We start from the raw sequence: 16,589 nt of genomic DNA, 5'->3' as shown, positions 1-16,589 counted from the left end.
GCGACCGTCCGTGGAGCTTCAGTCGCCCGGAAATGCACGTTTTCGCCGCGAAAACGCGCATTTCCGGGCGACTCGCTGCGCGCGTGGCAGACTGACGAGCGGGGAACAGGGGGAACGGTGGAGGAGACACTGGCGACGGTCGCACCATCGGCTTCGACCGCGCCACCGGCGCGTGGTCCGCGACGACTCATCGCCCGCCACCCACGGGTGAGCGGCTACCTCCTGCGCAGCCTCCTCCTCGTCGCGTCGACCATCATCATCGTGACGGTCGTCGTCGTGGCCATGACCGCTTGGGGCATCAGCAACAGCGTTCGACGGTACGACGAGACAGACGGCTACCTCACCACCGGTGGGCAGGGGGAGGCGACCTGGTCGAGCGTCGCGGGGTACTCCGTAGCCGGCAACTGGTATGCGATGCTCGGCTCACTCGGTGCGTTCCTGCCGGTCGCCGCAGCGATCATGCTGCTGCTCGTCCAGCCAGCGATGGAGGTCAGCCGACGCTGGGTGTCCTCGGCCGGTCTGCGCGCCCTGCTGGGGCTCGTACCGATCGCGGTGGTCGGTGTCGGCGTCAGCGTCCTCGTCTCGATCGGACTCTCCTCGGGTGGAGCCCTCTCGTTCTTCGGATCCGCGGCAGCGACGAGTGCCTGGATCTCCGTCGTCTACGGGGTGCCGATCCTCCTCGTCGCGGCGTTCGTGATCGGGCTGGCGACGCTCGCCGAACACCGGGTCATGCAGATCGTCGTGCTCGTGGTGGCCGCGGTGGTCACGGTCGCGGTGGTCATCGGATCGATCGGTGTCTTCCGCCCCGCGAGCGAGGACACGGCTGTCGACCGCGACGGCCCCGCGACGGCGGTCGCCGAGTTCGAACGCGAGATCAGCGGGCTCGCCGGCGTCGTGTCGGTCGACGTGCTCGGCGCGGGGGCCACCGTGGTCGTCGCGGCCGAAGCCGACGCAGCCTCGGTGATCGCCGCAGCGGAAGCCGCCCGTGATGCGGCCGATGCCGACTCGGAGATCGTCCTCGTCGTGCTGGAGCGACAGGCGCTCCCCGGCAGCGCGGCGTCGAGGACGGTCCCGGCGACCGGTCAATGGCGTGTGCAGCTCGTGCCGAGTGAGTTCCCGTCCGACACCCTGCCCACGCAGATCCAGCGGGCGCTCGCCGCGGAGGCGCTCGGGGTGACCGTCGTGCACACGGGGGTTCGTCCGGCCATCACCGTGCCGTCGATCGCCGCGCTGCCCGACGCCGTCCACGCCCTCGAGGAGATCTATCCCGACGGTGCGTACTACTCGGTGGCCGACCGGTTCTCGATGGCCCTGTCGCCGAGCACGCTGAGCCGCCCGATGGTGGACGCCGTCCTCGCCGCGGTCGCTGCGAACCCCGACGCCGAGTACGAGGTGACGGAGCAGCCGAAGTTGTCGGTGGACCACGTCACGCCCGAGGCGGCGGCAGCGATCGAGGCGATCCTGCAGGACCCGGCGCTCGCGGGGACGAGCCCGTCGGGGGTCCCGGTCGAGTACCAGATCCGTACCTCGGGCCCCGACGGCGACATCGTCCTGGAGGGTGTGTTCGGCTGACGTCCACTGAGTCGCCTGAAAGAGCACGCTTTCGACGAGAAGACGAACGGAACCGGGCGACTCAGCGGGCTGGACTACCGTGGACGGGTGACCACTCAGCAACCCTCCCGTCTCCAGTTCGGCGCTTTCGTAATGGACACGGGGTCGCACATGCAGCACGGACTGTGGCGGCACCCCGACGCGCGGCAGCACACCTTCGACGACATCGGCCTGTGGGTGGACCTCGCGAAGACGCTCGAGCGCGGTCGGTTCGACACCGTCTTCTTCGCCGACGTCGTGGGCGTGTACGGCGGAGCCGGCGCACCCTTCGACGTGAACGCACGCGAAGGGATGCAGCTGCCGAGCAACGATCCGTCGATGCTGCTCTCAGCGCTCGCCATCAGCACCGAACACCTCGGTCTCGCGTTCACCTCCTCGATCCTGCAGGAGCACCCGTTCACTTTCGCCCGCAAGATCTCCACGATCGACCACGCTTCCGGTGGTCGCGTGGGCTGGAACATCGTCACCAGCTTCCTGGAGAACGCGGCGCGCAACTACGGGCTCGACCGCCTCGTGGAGCACGACGAGCGGTACGCGTGGGCGGAGGAGTACGTCGAGGTCGTCGGCAAGCTGTGGGAGGGGTCGTGGGACGACGGCGCCCTCCTCGCGGACAAGGCTCGCGGTGTGTTCGCCGATCCGACGAAGGTGCACCGCATCGACCACGTCGGCGAGCGGTACCGCGTGGAGGGACCGCACCTGTCCTCGCCATCGCCGCAGCGCACCCCGCTGCTGTTCCAGGCGGGGTCGTCAGGTGCGGGCAAGGCGTTCGCCGCCCGCAACGCCGAGGTGCAGTTCATGATGGCGCCGAGCATCGAGGCCGCGCGGGCCTCGGCGGAGTCGACCAGGGCGCTCGTCGCCGAGACCGGTCGCGACCCGCGTGACGTGAAGTTCTGGCAGGCGATGTCGTTCATCGTCGGCAGCACCGAGGAGGAGGCGAAGCGCATCGAGGCGGAGTACGACGAGTACCTCTCGGCCGACGCGTTCCTCGCCCACTCGAACCTCGGCACCGACCAGGCCACCGGCAAGCCGATCGACCCCGAGACCCCGCTCAGCCAGGTGCAGACGCAGGGTGGGCACAGCATGCTCGAGGCTCTGCAGGCGCTCTCGCCCGACCGCGAGCCGACGGTGCGCGACCTCGCGAAGCTCACCGCCAAGCTGCGGGGCCGAGTCGTCGGCACCCCGGAGCAGATCGCCGACCATCTGGCCGAGTGGCGAGCCGCAGGCATCGACGGCATCAACGTCGCGAACTGGATGATCCCGTCGAGCTACGAGGTGTTCGTCGACGAGGTCATGCCGGTCCTGCAGGAGCGCGGACTCGCCCAGCGCGAGTACGCACCGGGCACCCTCCGCGAGAAGCTCTTCGGTGCAGACGCCACGCTCCCGGAGTCGCACCCGCTGCGCGCGTACCGCGGCGCGTTCGCCTCCTGAGACTGCTTGGTCAGGTGGGCGGCTCAGGAGCCGGTCCGCTCAGTCGTAGCCGAGGATGACGATCGCGGCCGTCTCGGTGCCGAGCGGGTCCTGGAGCTGGGACTCCACCTCCAGGACCGCGTCGCCCTGCATCAGACCAGCGCCTCGGCACTGGGGGACGCACCGATCGACCGTGCCTCGGTGAACGCATCGAGCAGACGCTCGGTGTCGGCGAACTGCTCGTTCCAGATCACGCTGGGGATGTCGACGCGATCCTCACCGTCCTGCAGCGTGGAGAGGTACCCCTGCACGTTCGCGTAACCGTCGGGTGCCTGCTCGTGCAGGGCGATCATGCGGATCGCGAGCTTCGCCTGCACGCCGTACACCGGGATCTGGGGGCCACGAGGCGCCGCCAGCCCGATGAAGTACAGCTTCTCGAGGCCCTTCGGCACGACGCCGGCACCGAAGCGCAGCGGCACCGCACGCTGGCGCTGCAGCAGCGATTCGTCGAGGAACGGCAGCGACGCGTGGAAACCCGTCGCCCACAGGATGGTGCCGTACTCGCGTGCCGTGCCGTCGGTGAAGTGCACGGTCGAGCCCTCGAAGCGCTCGATGCCGGGGACGACCGAGACACGGCCGTGGTGCAGCCAGTAGAGGAGCAGGTCGTTGACGACCGTGCGCCCCTCCGCCAGCGTGCGGAACTTCGGCTCCGGCATGCCCGGGTAGTCCTTCCACTCGCCGATCGACACCCGGGCGAGCAACCGAGCGATGAGGTCCTGCTCGTCCGCTGAGAACTCGCCCATCCACGCGACCTCCTGCCGGGGAACACCGAAGTACGTCTTCGGCTGGAAGTAGGTGCCCTCGCGGATCACGATGTCGGCGTCGATCCGATGCTGGGCGGCGTCGACGGCGAGGTCGCAGCCCGAGTTGCCCGCACCGACCACGAGCACCCGGTCGCCGTCGATGTCCTCGGTGTTCCGGTACGAGCCCGAGTGGAGCTGCTTGCCGGCGAAGGTGCCCGGGAACGTCGGCACCTTCTGATCCCACAGGTGACCGTTGGCGACGAGCACGCCGTCGTAGTCGATGCGCTCACCCGTGTCGAGCGTGACCGTCCACCCCGCAGAACCCGCCGGTCCGTCCGTCGCGATCGGGACCACCGAGTCGACCGAGGTGTTGAACCGGATGATGTCGTAGTGCCCGTGGTGCTCCGCGTACGACTCGAGGTACGCGCGCACCTGGTCGCGACGCGGGAAGTGCGGGTAGTGGGCCGGCATCGGGAAGTTCTCGAACCCCGTCATGTCGCGCGAGGTGATGAGGTGCAGTGCCTCGTAGTCGGTGTGCCAGTGGCCGCCGACCCGATCGGTCTGCTCGTAGCAGTCGACGTCGTAGCCGGCCTCGCGCAGTTGCTGGAGGGCGGAGATGCCGGCGGCTCCGGCACCGATCACGCAGTAACGGGTCATGGGGGTGTTCCTTTCGATCGTGCTGGGCCAAGCAGGGATGGAGCAGGCAGGGTGGGTCACACGTGGCCGCGGGCGAGTCGCTTCTCCACGACCATCGACAGCCAGGTGGACGGCACGGCGATCACCACGTAGATGGCGCCCGTGATCGCGTACACGCTCAGGTACTGGAAGGTCACCGTGCTCACCTGGTACGCCTGGCTCATGAGCTCGTTGACCGAGATCGAGTAGGCGAGTGAGGTGCCCTGGAAGGACTGGATCGCGAGCCCCATGAGGCCGGGGATCGACGACCGCAGACCCTGCGGGAGCACGATGCGGGTGAATCCGACGAAACGGGGGAGACCGAGGGCGCTCGCCGCTTCACGCTGCGCCATCGGCACCGACTGGATGCCGCCGCGGATCATCTCCGAGGAGTACGCGGCCACCGTGAAGGTGAGACCGATGGCTGCCGCGGTGAAGTTGGCGAACAGGACGCCGATCGACGGGAGCCCGTAGTAGACGATGTAGAGCACGACGAGGGCCGGGATCCCGCGACCGATCTCGACGACGACGAGGGTGGGCCAGCGGAGCCACGGCCTCCTCGACGAGACGCCGAGGGCGAAGACGAGGCCGACGAGATACCCGCACACCACCGAGATGACGGTGAGCTGCAGGCTGACGAGGAGGCCGGAGCCGAGCTGGGGCAGGTATTGCGCGAGGTCCATCATCGGCTCCTGGTGAGTCGTGCATCGAGTCGTCGGGCCACGATCGCCAGGGGGATGCTGACGAGCACGTAGACGCCGGCGGCCAGGAAGAACGGGGTGAGGCCGGCCGTCGTGGGGTTCTGGCGGGCGAAGGTCGTGGCGGCGAACACCATCTCCGTGACACCGATGGTGGAGGCGATCGACGAGTCCTTCAGCAGTGCGAGGAGGAAGGTCGTGATCGACGGCAGTGAGGTACGGAGCGCCTGCGGCGCGAGGATGCGTCGGAAGACGGTGCCACGGGTGAGCCCGAGCGCCTGCGCGGCTTCAGCCTGCCCACGGGCGACGGTGGAGAAACCGCCCCGGTAGATCTCCGCGAGGTAGGCGCTCGCGATGACGCCGAGCCCGACGATCGCCGCCGTCAGCGAATCGAGTCGCAGTCCGCCGATCGAGACGCCGAAGTAGAGGAGGAACAGCCAGACGATCGTCGGTACGCCGCGGATGATGTCGACGACGAGTCGGGTCACCGCCCGCACCGGCTTCAGCGGCGACCGGAGGCCGAGCATGAGGGGGATGCCGCCGATGAGCCCGATGCCGAACGCAGCGCCCGTCACCACGAGCGTCATCGGCAGGCCGATCAGGACGGCGAGGAGCGCCTCCATGTCAGCGCTCCAGCACGGCGTTGAGGAACCGCTTCGTGCGCTCCTCTTGCGGGTCGGCCAGGATCCGGGTCGGATCGCCCTCCTCGATGATGTGCCCGTCGGCCATCACCACGAGGTGGTCGGAGACGTCGCGGGCGAACTGCATCTCGTGGGTGACGACGATCATCGTCATGCCGGCCTGAGCGAGTTCGCGCATGACCGCGAGGACCTCGACGCCGACCTCGGGGTCGAGCGCACTCGTCGGCTCGTCGAACAGGATCGCACGCGGGTTGAGGGCGAGCGCACGGACGATGGCGATGCGCTGCTGCTGCCCGCCGGAGCACTTGCTCGGGTGCTGCAACGCCTTGTCCTTCAAGCCGACGCGGTCGAGGAGCACGAGCGCGCGGGCCTCCGCCTCCTCCTTGCTCCGTCCGAGCACCTGCTCCTGCGGGAAGGCGATGTTGCGGAGCACGTTCATGTGGGGGAACAGGTTGAAGGACTGGAACACCATGCCCACCTGCCGGCGGAGCGCCAGGAGGTCGCGGTCCGGCACCTTCGCTCCGGCGGTGATGGTCTGCGTGCCGACCGTGATGGTGCCGCGGTCTGGCTGCTCCAACAGGTTGACGCACCGGAGCAGCGTGCTCTTCCCCGACCCGGACGGACCGATGAGGGCGGTGACGCTGCCGGGCTTCACGGTCATCGAGATGTCGTCGAGGACGAGGTTGTCGCCGTAGCTCTTCGACAGGTTCGAGATCGTGACCCCGGCCATCGCGAGCTCGTTCGACTGCGTGATGAGTGGTTGTTTCATGAGGATTCCTCCCCGCGCATCCGGGCCGACCGAGGTGGTCGACCGGCCCAGATGCGCGGATGGGTCGGCGGGGCCTGGTCAGCGGATGGACGTGGCCGCCTGGTCGGCGGGGACGAGCAGATCGGCCGGAAGGTCGTACTCGGCGAGCAGGTCCGCGAGCGTGCCGTCCTCGCGGTAGGTGTCGATCAGCTCGCTGAAGGCGTCGGACAGCTTCTGGTTGTCCTTCGACACCGGGAAGGCGATCTTCGGCATGTCCGTCGTGATCGCGATCCGCGGGTCCTCGGCTGCCGGCTCGACCTTCCAGTCGGTGCCCTTGAACGCCTCGACGGCGACGGCGTAACCATCGAGCATCGCCTGGATGCGGCCGCTCTCGAGGTCCTGCTTCATCTCGACGGTGCCCGGGTAGAGGGTCAGCTTGTCGCCCAGGACCTTCGTCATGTCGTCCTGCCAGGAGAAGCCCGTGCCGGTGCCGACGGTGCCGATCTCGGTGAGCTCCTCGACGGTGGTCGCACCGTCCTTGGAGACGATGCCCATGGTGTCGAAGAAGGTCGGGGTGGTGAAACCGACCTGCTCGGCGCGGGCCTCGGTCACATACCAGCCGCCGGTGGCGATGTCCGTGCGCTTCTGCTCGCTGATCATCGGGATACCGTTCGCGTAGGTGATCGGCACGTAGGCGATGTCGAGGCACTCCGCCGCAGCGAGCTTCTCGATGACGCCGATCTCCAGACCGCTGGCGCCGGTGCCCTCGGTCTTCGTGTACGGCGGGTTCTCCGGGACGCCGACCGTCAGCGTGCCCTCGGTGAAGGTGGTGAGGCCGTCGTGCTCGGGGGAGCAGTCGGCCGCGACGGCGGTGGGGGAGGCGGACGTCGACGAACAGCCGACGAGGGCGAGGGCGGCGGCACCGAAGACGGCGGCGACGCGGATGCTGCGGGCGCGGGTACTGCTGGTGGACGAGGCGGAGCGAATCATGGTGGTGAGTGCTTTCTCTTCGGGGGAGGTGGATGGTGCGCGTGCAGGTGGTGCAGGGAGAGCCGTTCTGGTGCGGGGTCAGACAGCGGTGAGGCCGCCGTCGATGGTGAACACGGACCCGGTGACGAAGGACGACGCCGGGGAGAGGAGGTAGGCGATCAAGGGCGAGATCTCGGTGGGCGACGCTCGACGGGCGAGCGGGGCGTTGCTGCTCGTCCCTCCGACGGGTTCGTCGTCGTTCATCGGCGTCGCGACGCCGCCCGGGCAGATCACGTTGACGCGCACCGTCGGTGCCAGCTCGACCGCGGCCACCCGGGTGAGGCCGATCACGGCGGCTTTCGACGACGCGTAGGCCGCGTACCCTGCCGAACCGACGAGCGCCGCCGTCGACGAGACGTTCACGATCGCCCCGCCCGCCGGGGCGGCGGTGAGCAGCGGGGCGAGGGCCCGGGTACCGAGGAACGGACCCAGCACGTTGACCCGCTGGTGCAGCTCCCACATCGAGACCGTCGTGTCCTCGATCGGCGCGTAGCGCAGGATGCCGGCGTTGTTCACGAGGCCGGTGAGGGGTGCAGCGGCGCTCGCCGAATCGGCGGTCACCCAGGCGGCGAGCTCGGCCCACGCCGTCTCGTCGGCGACGTCGAGGGTGCGGTAGACGGCTTCGATCCCCGTGTCGCGGAGGTGCGCCGCGGTCGCCTCGCCCGCCTCGTCGAGGACGTCGGTGAGCACGACCCGGTAGCCCGCACGGCCGAGGTGCTCTGCGTGCACGGCACCCTGCCCGCGGGCGGCACCGGTGATGAGGACGGTGCCGGGGTGCTGTCGTCCGGTCTGTGACATGGGGTTCCGTTCGGTGGGGCGAGAGGTCGGATGGTCGGTGGTCGGTGGCGTCAGCGCATCACGTCGCCGCCGGAGAGCACGATGGTCTCGCCCGTGATGAAGGCCGAGTGCATCCCGGTGGACAGCAGCCAGACCCACTCCGCGATCTCCTCGGGCTGCGCGACGCGACCGAGCGGGATGGAGGCGCTCGCGGCTTCCATCCGTCCCGTCGCGGCGTTGCCGGGGGTGGCGACCCAGCCCGGCGCGATGCCGTTGACGCGGATGCCTGCCTGAGCGAGCTCGAGCGCGAGCGACTTCGTCAGCATCACGACAGCGGCTTTCGACGCCCCGTAGAGCAACTGTCCCGGGGAGACCGTGAAGGCGTCCACCGAGGCGAAGTTGACGACAGAGCTGCCGGCGTCGAGGCGGGGGCGAGCGGCCGCGATCACGTTGAGGACGCCGAGCACGTTGATGTCGAAGATGCGGTGGAAGGTGGCGTCGTCGTAGCTGTCGAGAGTCGTCGGTGGGTAGACGCCGGCGATGTTGGCGATGACGTCGATCCGTGCACCTGGCGGCAGGGCCGCGTCGACCGCGCTCGTGAGATCGGCTCGGGAACGCACGTCGGCGACGACGGAGAGCAGCGTGCCGGGTGCGTCGTCCGGAGCGGTGGAGGGGGTGACGTCGACGCCGACCACGGTCCAACCGGCCGCGAGGAACCGCTCGGTGGTGCTCCGGCCCATGCCGCTGGAGGCTCCGGTGATGAGGGCGATACCTGTGTTGTCGTGCATCGTGGTGGGTCCTGTCGGGCTGCGGGGCGGGCGCTGGTCGTGGGGTGTTCCTCAGCCGATTCGGCTTGTTGACCCAGTGAAGCGGCTTGCCAGCCACAGGGCAATCCTGACTCTCTTGTGTTAGACATAGGCAAAACCTTGAGAAAGGACACCGTCGATGGGCCTGCCGACCCTGCGCCAACTGGAGTACTTCGTCACCGCTGCTCGGTGCGGGACGTTCGCCGCCGCAGCCGCCGAGCACCACATCGCGCAGCCGAGTCTGTCCGAGCAGATCGGCGCGTTGGAACGGTCGCTGGAACTCGTGCTCTTCACCCGCTCCTCCCGCCGTCTCTTCCTCACCGATGCCGGGAAGCAGCTCCTGCCGCTCGCGGAACGAGCCATCGGAGGCGTGGTCGAGCTCGCCGAGATGAGCAAGCGGGTGCGCTCCGTGGACGAGGGGACGGTGTCGTTCGGCACCTTCAACAGCGCCCACCTGTACCTGCTCACGGAGCTCATCCGCGAGTTCCACGCGGAGCACCCGGCCGTCCAGATCCGGGTGACGGGACTGAACTCCTCAGAGGTCGCCGACGCCGTTCGCGACGGTGAGATCGAGGCCGGGCTCGTGCAGTTGCCGATCGACGACCGCGAGCTCACACTCACGCCGACCGTGTTCGTCGACCAGGCCGTGTACGTGTCGCAGAATCGTGAGAACACCCTGGTCCCGATCGATATCGAGACGCTCTCCCAGCGGTCGTTGATCCTCTCGGAAGCACGGTGGTCGCAGGACGACCCGCTCCGGGTGTCGATGCTCGAACGCGCGCAGCGGGCCGGGGTGGTCCTCGATCCGATCGTCGAGGTCGAGTTCCAGACGCATGCCCTGGAACTCGCGGCGCAGGGGGTGGGGGACTCGCTCGTGTCGTTCCACGTGGGGCGCTCGATGATCGCTCGCCGCGGCCTGTTCTGGGCACCGCTCGATCCGCCCGTCGAAGAGCACTACGCCTTCGTGACGAGGCGCGCGGGTGCGATCTCGCCGGCCACCGCGGCGTTCATGCGCATGGCGCAGCAGATCCTCGCGCGCATCCATGCCACGACGCCGCGGGAGCTCGTCATCGACGGCTGAGACGTCGGCGCGCGCCCTCTGAGTCGCCCGAATGTGCACGTTTTCGGCGCGAAACTGTGCATCTTCGGGCGACTCACGGGGCGAGGTCGCGTCTCGTGCGCTCGACGGGTATCGTCGTGCGGACGCGATCGAGGGGAAGCGGATGGGTTCGACGACGACCGAGAGCAGGATTCCGAACGACGGACGAGGACCGTTGCCGCAGGGGGACGCGGCGAGGTTGGTGGCGGCAGGGTTCATCCCGGTTTTCGGCTCGATGGCGCTCCTGGTGTCCCAGGCGACCGCACTCAACGCGCTCCCGCTGTTCCTGATCGCTCCGGTCGGCATCGCGTTCGCCGCAGGGTCGATCTACGTGGGCTCGCGCCGCGTCAGGGAACCCGCCGAGTGGCTCGACGACGGCAACCTCGTCCTGCGGATCGTCGGTGCAGTGCTCCTCGGGCTCGGGATCGTGGCCTTCATGGTCGGTGCGTTGCTGGTGCCGCAGTCGACCGTGGGCCTCTGGCTGCTCGTGCCGGTGACGTCCGCGCTCGGTGTGTGGCTGTCGCTGCTCGGCGCCAAGCGTCTCCGGCCCGAGGTGCTCGCGACGCTCGGGTGAGCTGCCCTTCGACACGCTCAGGGACCGACGTCTGTCTGATCCCTGTGCTCTGTCTGTCTGGTTCCTGAGCCTGTCGAAGGGCGGCGGGGCTACGAGGCGTCGGGCTTCGCGGTTCCGACGGCCCAGACGAAGGGCGGCGGGGTGCCGTTGATCGACCAGTCGCCGACGATGCGGGTCTTGTAGATCACAGGGTTGTGCGACGCGACCGTGCGGGCGTTGCGCCAGTGGCGGTCGAGTGCGTTCTTGCGGCTCACCGCGGAGGCGCCGAGCGTGTTGAAGAGCAGGGTCGCAGCCTTCGGCACGAGCTCGGACAGCACCACCTGAGCCTGAGCCGAGCGGATCTCCGCCTCGATGTTGGCGTGGAGGTCGTCGGCCGAGTCTCGGTCGGCAGCGGTGGCGGAGGCCCGCTCGATCGCTGCCGCGACGCCGAGCACGGTCTGTCGGGCGACGAACGCGATCGAGGAGATCTCGCCGACGACGGCCTGGATCTGACCATCGTCCTTCACGAGCGGCGCGAGCCCGTGGCTGTAGACGCGGGTGCGGGCGCGGATCTGCTCACCGGCATCGCGTTCGACTGCGGCGGCGATGCCCGCGTGCACGGCGATCAGCACGTGCTGGTACAGCGCCGTCTGGTACCGGAAGCGGTCGGTGAACGCGTGTACCTGGTCGGCGTCCACGACGGCGTCCTCGAAGACGATCGTGCCGGTGCCGGTGAGCTGCTGGCCGAAGCCGTCCCAGTCGTCGGCGATGGTGACGCCGAGCTGGTTCGTTCGCACGAGGACGGTGACCTCGGTGTCGGGTTCGCCGTCGACGACGAGGCGCGCGGTCGCGTCGGTCCAGTCGGCGTAGATGCTGCCCGTGGTGTAGAACTTGCGGCCGTTGACGACATAGGCGCCGTCTCGCACGGAGACGACCGTTCCGGAGACGCCGAGGGCGCCGGATCCGACCTCACTCCAGGCGTTCCCGACGAGCTCACCCGCGACGAAGCGCTCGAGCCAGGCCGTGCGCTGCGCGCTCGGCGCCGCGACGAGCTGATCCTCGACGAGGGCGATGTGACCACGGAAGATCTGCGGCAGGTTCGAGTCCGCTGCAGCGAGTTCGATGAGCAGTTCGGTGAACTCCGGGAAGGTGAGACCGGAGCCGCCGAACTCGGTCGGCACTCGGAGCGCGCCGAAGCCTGCCTCGGCGAGCTTCCGCACCTCCTCGCGGGGCAGTCGGTGCTCGAGTTCGCGCTCGACGGCGCCGGCCTGGATCTCGGTGAACAGCGGCAGGAGGTGTTCGCGGGCTGCCTGCAGCCCCACGGGCCGTGCGGTGGTGCTGGATGCGGTGGTCATGTGATCTCCGTTTCGGACCCGGTCGTCGGGCCTACGTGTACAGCGAGATGGGCTGCAGTTCGCCGTTGAGGTGGTTCGCACCGACCTCGAGCTTCTTGTAGTCCACCGGGTCGTGGAGGGAGTGCGTGCGCACGTTCCGCCAGAACAGGTCGAGTCCGACGGAGGCCTTGGCCGAGCTGGACCCGGTGACCTCGAAGATGCGGTTGGCGACCTCGATGCCGAGCTCCGTCGACACGACCTTGAGCTTCGCGATCTCGATGGCGATGGCACCGCGGTCGGCTGCGGTCACCGCTGCGCCTCGGGCGATGATGCGGTCGAAGCGGGCGTTCGTGCGGTCGGCCAGCGCTTCCACGGCGGCGATCGACGACACGAACTCGCCGATGACGCGCTGCACGAACGGGTCGTCGCGGTAGCTGTCGGCGTGGCTCAGGAACCAGGCGTTCTTCCGGGCGCGGACGAGGTCCGTGCCCTGGGCGAGCGCGCCCTCCGCGATGCCGAGGTACAGGTTGCCGAAGGCGAGCTGGATACCCGGGGTGACGAGCGAGGAGAACGGTTCGTCGCCCACGACGCCCAGCACGTCGGACTGCTCGACGAGCACCTGGTCGAACCTCACCGAGCCCGAGGCCGAGAGGCGCTGGCCGAGGGCGTCCCAGTCGCCGAGGTAGGCGATGCCGTCGCGGTCGTGGTCGAGCACGAACTGCAGGATCCGGCCGTCGTGGTCGCCGCCGCGGACGACGGCGTTGACGAGGATGACGTCGCCCGCCGACGCGCCCGTGGAGAAGCGCTTCAGCCCGTTGAGACGGAAGGCGTCGCCGTCGGGCGTGAGTGAGAGGTCGGGGTCGGTGGGGTTGACCGAGTCGCCCCAGATCCAGCGACCCTCGACGGTCTTGCGGTGCCAGGCGGCCTGCGTCGACGGCTCGGCGGTGAAGCCGATGTTGCCCGCGTTGATGTAGTGGTAGGCGAGCAGCTGGCCGATCGAGGCGTCCACACGCGAAAGGATGCGGATCACCCGGAAGGCGCTCTCCCAGTGGCCGCCGCCACCGCCGAACTCGGCAGGGTCGAGGAGGTTCACGAGGCCTGCGTCGCGCAGCAGATCGAGTTCGGCCGTCGGGTCGAGGTTCGCGCGGTCACGGTCGAGGACGTCGACGGCGAGCTTGGTCGCGACCTCGGTGGCGACGGCGTCCCAGTGCGCGAGTTCGGCGTCGTCCGCCTGCCCCGACCAGAACGTGCGCCCGTCGACCGGCTCAGGGACCGACGTGGTCGGCTCGGGGACCGAACCCCCGGTCGCCGAGCTTGTCGAGGTGTCGGTCTGCGTCGTGATGCTCATGCTGAGGCTCCTTCGGTGGCGTAGAGGGCGTCGTCGGCGTCGTCGGCCGCGAAGAGTGATGGGGCGGTGTCGTCGGCGGCGCTCGGCAGGCCGGCGTAGGCGCCGCGGTACTGGTGGGCGGGATGCCATTCCGGGATCACGGGCGAACCGGTGCCGTTGAGGCGGCCGCGGAGCGTGCCCTCCGGGTATTCCTCCCACACCCGGCCGCGGCGGCGCAGCTCGGGCACGAGGAGGTCGACGACCGCTTCGAAGGTGCCCGGGGTGACGACGTACGCGAGGTTGAAGCCGTCGGTGCCGGCGACCTCGATCCAGCGCTCGATCTCGTCTGCGACCGTCGAGGCGCTGCCGACGAACACCGGCCCGATGCCGCCGATGCCGATGTAGTGGGCGATGTCGCGCGGTGTCCACTCACGATCCGGGTCGGCGAGGGTGAAGATCGCGAGCGCCGAGCGGGCGGCGTCGGTGTCGACGTACTTGAGCGGCTCGTCCGGGTCGAAACCGGAGAGGTCGAGGCCGGACCACCCGCCGTAGAGCGTGAGGGCGCCGTCGAGCGAGATGTACTGCTGGTACTCCTCGTACTTCGCCTGCGCCTCCTCGTCGGTGTCGGCGACGATCGCCGTGGCGAGGGTGAGGATCTTGACGCTGTCGCGCGGGCGGCCGAGGGCTTCCGCGCGGTCGCGGATGTCGTCGGTCGTCTTGCGCGTGAGTTCGGGGACGAGGCCGTTGATGAAGATCGCCTCACCGTGTGTTGCGGCGAACTGGCGGCCACGGGCAGATGCGCCGGCCTGGAAGATCACCGGGGTGCGCTGCGGCGACGGCTCCGACAGGTGGATGCCCGGCACCTGGAAGTGCTCGCCCTGGTGGTTGATCGGGTGCACCTTGCTCGGGTCGGTGTAGACGCCTCTCTCGCGGTCGATGACGACCGCGCCGTCCTCCCACGAGCCCTCCCACAGCTTGTACGTGACATCGAGGAACTCCTCGCCGATGCCGTAGCGGTCGTCGTGCTTGATCTGCGTGGTCAGGCCGAGGTTGCGGGCGGCCGAGTCGAGGTACGAGGTGACGACGTTCCATCCGACGCGCCCCTTGGTGAAGTGGTCGAGCGTGGAGAAGCGACGCGCCAAGGCGTAGGGCAGCTCGTAGGTCGATGCGACGGTGACGCCGAAGCCGAGGTGCTCGGTCGCCTTCGCCATCGCGGAGACCTGGATGATCGGGTCGCCGACAGGCAGCTGGGCGGAGTCGATGAGCGCCGGAGCCGAGGAGTGCCGGTAGACGTCGTAGATGCCGACGACGTCGGCGATGAACAGCGCGTCGAAGGTGCCGCGCTCGAGGAGCTTCGCGAGGTCGATCCAGTAGTCGAGGTCGTTGTAGCGGTGCGCCTGGTTGTCGGGGTGCTTCCACAGGCCCGGTGCCTGGTGCGTGACACAGCTCATGTCGAACGCGTTGAGGATGATGCGCTTGCTCACAGGGGTACCGCCGGAGGTCTCGGTGTTGCTCGGTGGGAGGGTCGGGTGCCGTCGTCGATGACGCTACTCGCGCGGATGGATCCCTCGCGAGGCGGCCGAAACAGAGCGTCACATGCGTGTGACGATTCGTGACGTCCGATCTTCCTCGGCGTTCGGTGGAGGCCATAACGTTCCCGCTACAGCACCCATCACCACCACCCGAATCCCCCGCACAGCCCAGGAGTCCCCATGCCCAAGCCGCACACCCCAACTTCGTCGGGAGCGTTCAGCCGTCGCCGCGCGCTCCGCGTCACCATCCCCGCCATCGTCGGCATCGGCGCTCTGGCTCTGAGTGGCTGCTCGGCCGGCGCGGACACCTCCGGTGGTGACGACGGCGACTTCAGCGGGCAGGAGCTCACGGTGCTGATGATCGCCTCGCACGAGGGCGCGTCGAAGTGGCTCGCCGAGGAGTTCGAGAAGGAGACCGGCGCGAAGATCAACCCCGTCATCGTCCCCTACGACGAGATCGGCTCGAAGCTCGCGCTCGACCAGCAGTCGGGTGCGAACACGATCGACGTCGCAGCGCCCTGGTATGTGTCGCTGGGGGACCTCGCCTCGGACGGGGCGATCCAGGACCTGACGGATTGGGTCGACTCGGACAAGGACATCGACACCGCCGACTTCATTCCGGCGATCGATCAGCCGTACAGCTTCGTCGGTGACCAGCGCTACGGTCTGCCCTTCGACGGCGACACGCACGTGCTGTTCTACAACACGGACATCCTCGCTCGGAACGGCATCTCGGAGCCCCCGACGACCTGGGACGAGTACCTCCAGGACGTCACCACCATCACGGCCAACGAGTCGGCGAACGGTGTCTACGGTGCCGCGGTGTTCGGCCAGAAGTCGCCGCTCATCCTCGGCGCGAGCTTCGCGAACCGTCTCGCCGGCTTCGGCGGGGAGTTCCTGGATGCCGACGGCAAACCGACCATCAACTCGCCGGAGGCCGTCGCGGCGGCGCAGGCCCTCGTCGACGTCAACGACGTCGCACTGCCGACGCCGGCTGAGACCGACTTCGGTGCAGGCAACAGCGCCTGGTTCGCCGGCAAGGTCGGTTTCATCGAGAACTGGACCGACCTCGGAGTCCGTTCACAGGATCCGGAGAGCGGTTCCGAGGTCGTCGACAAGTGGGGTGTGACGACCCTGCCGGTCGGTGGCGACAACAGCACGCCGCGGGCCTCGCTCGTCGCCGGCTTCAGCTGGGTGATCGCCGCCAACACGCAGAAGACCGAACTGTCGAAGGCCTTCATCAAGTGGGCAGCGTCGAGCAAGGTGAACGCAGCGCTGCTGACGGCGCTCCCGCCGACCGGGATCGACCCGAACCGTGAGTCGTCCCTCAACGACGCGACGTACGGCGAGGAGTTCCCGAGCATCCAAGAGGTCAACCGCACGACCCTCAACGGTGCGCTCGCCTGGCCGACCGGTAAGCACGCGACCGAGCTCGCCCAGGTCCTCACCGACGACCTCGCGAAGCTCCTGGCCGGAGAGGGCGGCACCGCCCAGGAGACGCTCGACGGCGTGCAGGCGAAGTGGGAGAAGATCCTTGCGGACTAGCCCT

Annotated in this window: 15 protein-coding genes; 5 read left to right on the top strand and 10 right to left on the bottom strand. The window is 68.8% G+C overall.

The window, feature by feature from the left end:
- Window positions 1–117: 117 nt before the first annotated feature.
- Window positions 118–1,572, top strand: a complete 1,455-nt coding sequence (locus KXS11_RS09185) for a hypothetical protein (RefSeq protein ID WP_437385259.1) — start codon at window positions 118–120, stop codon at window positions 1,570–1,572.
- 87 nt (window positions 1,573–1,659) lie between these two features.
- Complete coding sequence (locus KXS11_RS09180) at window positions 1,660–3,039, top strand: LLM class flavin-dependent oxidoreductase (RefSeq protein ID WP_437385258.1); 1,380 nt, start codon at window positions 1,660–1,662, stop codon at window positions 3,037–3,039.
- A 131-nt stretch (window positions 3,040–3,170) separates the two neighbouring features.
- Here the strand turns inward: KXS11_RS09180 and KXS11_RS09175 are convergent, their stop codons facing one another.
- From KXS11_RS09175 to KXS11_RS09145, 7 genes are all read right to left on the bottom strand, one after another.
- Window positions 3,171–4,478 carry a flavin-containing monooxygenase gene (locus KXS11_RS09175; protein WP_437385257.1) on the bottom strand — a complete coding sequence of 436 codons (1,308 nt, stop codon included), beginning with the start codon at window positions 4,476–4,478 and terminating at the stop codon, window positions 3,171–3,173.
- A 56-nt stretch (window positions 4,479–4,534) separates the two neighbouring features.
- On the bottom strand, window positions 4,535–5,179 hold the full coding sequence (locus KXS11_RS09170) for an amino acid ABC transporter permease (protein WP_437385256.1): 645 nt from the start codon (window positions 5,177–5,179) through the stop codon (window positions 4,535–4,537).
- Complete coding sequence (locus KXS11_RS09165; RefSeq protein ID WP_437385255.1) at window positions 5,179–5,817, bottom strand: amino acid ABC transporter permease; 639 nt, start codon at window positions 5,815–5,817, stop codon at window positions 5,179–5,181. The genes KXS11_RS09170 and KXS11_RS09165 overlap by 1 nt, the downstream gene beginning before the upstream one ends.
- Before the next feature lies 1 nt (window position 5,818).
- Window positions 5,819–6,604: an amino acid ABC transporter ATP-binding protein gene (locus KXS11_RS09160; RefSeq protein WP_437385254.1), complete on the bottom strand. Its 786-nt coding sequence runs from the start codon at window positions 6,602–6,604 to the stop codon at window positions 5,819–5,821.
- Window positions 6,605–6,682: 78 nt separating this feature from the next.
- Window positions 6,683–7,573 (bottom strand): substrate-binding periplasmic protein, encoded by an 891-nt coding sequence (locus tag KXS11_RS09155; RefSeq protein WP_437385253.1) that lies wholly within the window; start codon window positions 7,571–7,573, stop codon window positions 6,683–6,685.
- 78 nt (window positions 7,574–7,651) lie between these two features.
- Window positions 7,652–8,410 (bottom strand): SDR family NAD(P)-dependent oxidoreductase, encoded by a 759-nt coding sequence (locus tag KXS11_RS09150; protein WP_437385252.1) that lies wholly within the window; start codon window positions 8,408–8,410, stop codon window positions 7,652–7,654.
- A 50-nt stretch (window positions 8,411–8,460) separates the two neighbouring features.
- Window positions 8,461–9,177 (bottom strand): SDR family NAD(P)-dependent oxidoreductase, encoded by a 717-nt coding sequence (locus KXS11_RS09145; RefSeq protein ID WP_437385251.1) that lies wholly within the window; start codon window positions 9,175–9,177, stop codon window positions 8,461–8,463.
- 157 nt (window positions 9,178–9,334) lie between these two features.
- Between KXS11_RS09145 and KXS11_RS09140 the strand changes: the two genes are divergently transcribed.
- Both KXS11_RS09140 and KXS11_RS09135 read left to right on the top strand, forming a co-directional pair.
- Entirely contained in the window at window positions 9,335–10,276 is a 942-nt protein-coding gene (locus KXS11_RS09140) for a LysR family transcriptional regulator (RefSeq protein WP_437385250.1), read from the top strand.
- A gap of 142 nt (window positions 10,277–10,418) precedes the next feature.
- Window positions 10,419–10,868 carry a hypothetical protein gene (locus tag KXS11_RS09135; RefSeq protein WP_437385249.1) on the top strand — a complete coding sequence of 150 codons (450 nt, stop codon included), beginning with the start codon at window positions 10,419–10,421 and terminating at the stop codon, window positions 10,866–10,868.
- An 89-nt stretch (window positions 10,869–10,957) separates the two neighbouring features.
- Here the strand turns inward: KXS11_RS09135 and KXS11_RS09130 are convergent, their stop codons facing one another.
- Genes KXS11_RS09130 through KXS11_RS09120 form a run of 3 tightly spaced genes read right to left on the bottom strand, consistent with a single transcriptional unit; the run spans window position 10,958 to window position 14,992 of the window.
- On the bottom strand, window positions 10,958–12,202 hold the full coding sequence (locus KXS11_RS09130) for an acyl-CoA dehydrogenase family protein (protein ID WP_437385248.1): 1,245 nt from the start codon (window positions 12,200–12,202) through the stop codon (window positions 10,958–10,960).
- A 31-nt stretch (window positions 12,203–12,233) separates the two neighbouring features.
- Window positions 12,234–13,529, bottom strand: a complete 1,296-nt coding sequence (locus KXS11_RS09125; protein ID WP_437385247.1) for an acyl-CoA dehydrogenase family protein — start codon at window positions 13,527–13,529, stop codon at window positions 12,234–12,236.
- Entirely contained in the window at window positions 13,526–14,992 is a 1,467-nt protein-coding gene (locus tag KXS11_RS09120) for an LLM class flavin-dependent oxidoreductase (RefSeq protein ID WP_437385246.1), read from the bottom strand. Before KXS11_RS09120 ends, KXS11_RS09125 begins: the two co-directional genes overlap by 4 nt.
- A gap of 228 nt (window positions 14,993–15,220) precedes the next feature.
- On the opposite strand from KXS11_RS09120, the gene KXS11_RS09115 reads away from it, so the two are divergent.
- Window positions 15,221–16,585, top strand: coding sequence for an ABC transporter substrate-binding protein (locus tag KXS11_RS09115; RefSeq protein ID WP_437385245.1), 1,365 nt, complete (start codon window positions 15,221–15,223; stop codon window positions 16,583–16,585).
- Window positions 16,586–16,589: the final 4 nt, after the last annotated feature.

It is taken from the genome of Plantibacter flavus, assembly GCF_051487245.1.
In the GTDB taxonomy this organism is placed as follows: Bacteria; Actinomycetota; Actinomycetes; order Actinomycetales; family Microbacteriaceae; genus Plantibacter; species Plantibacter flavus_B.
This window is presented reverse-complemented; position numbering and strand designations above follow the sequence as displayed.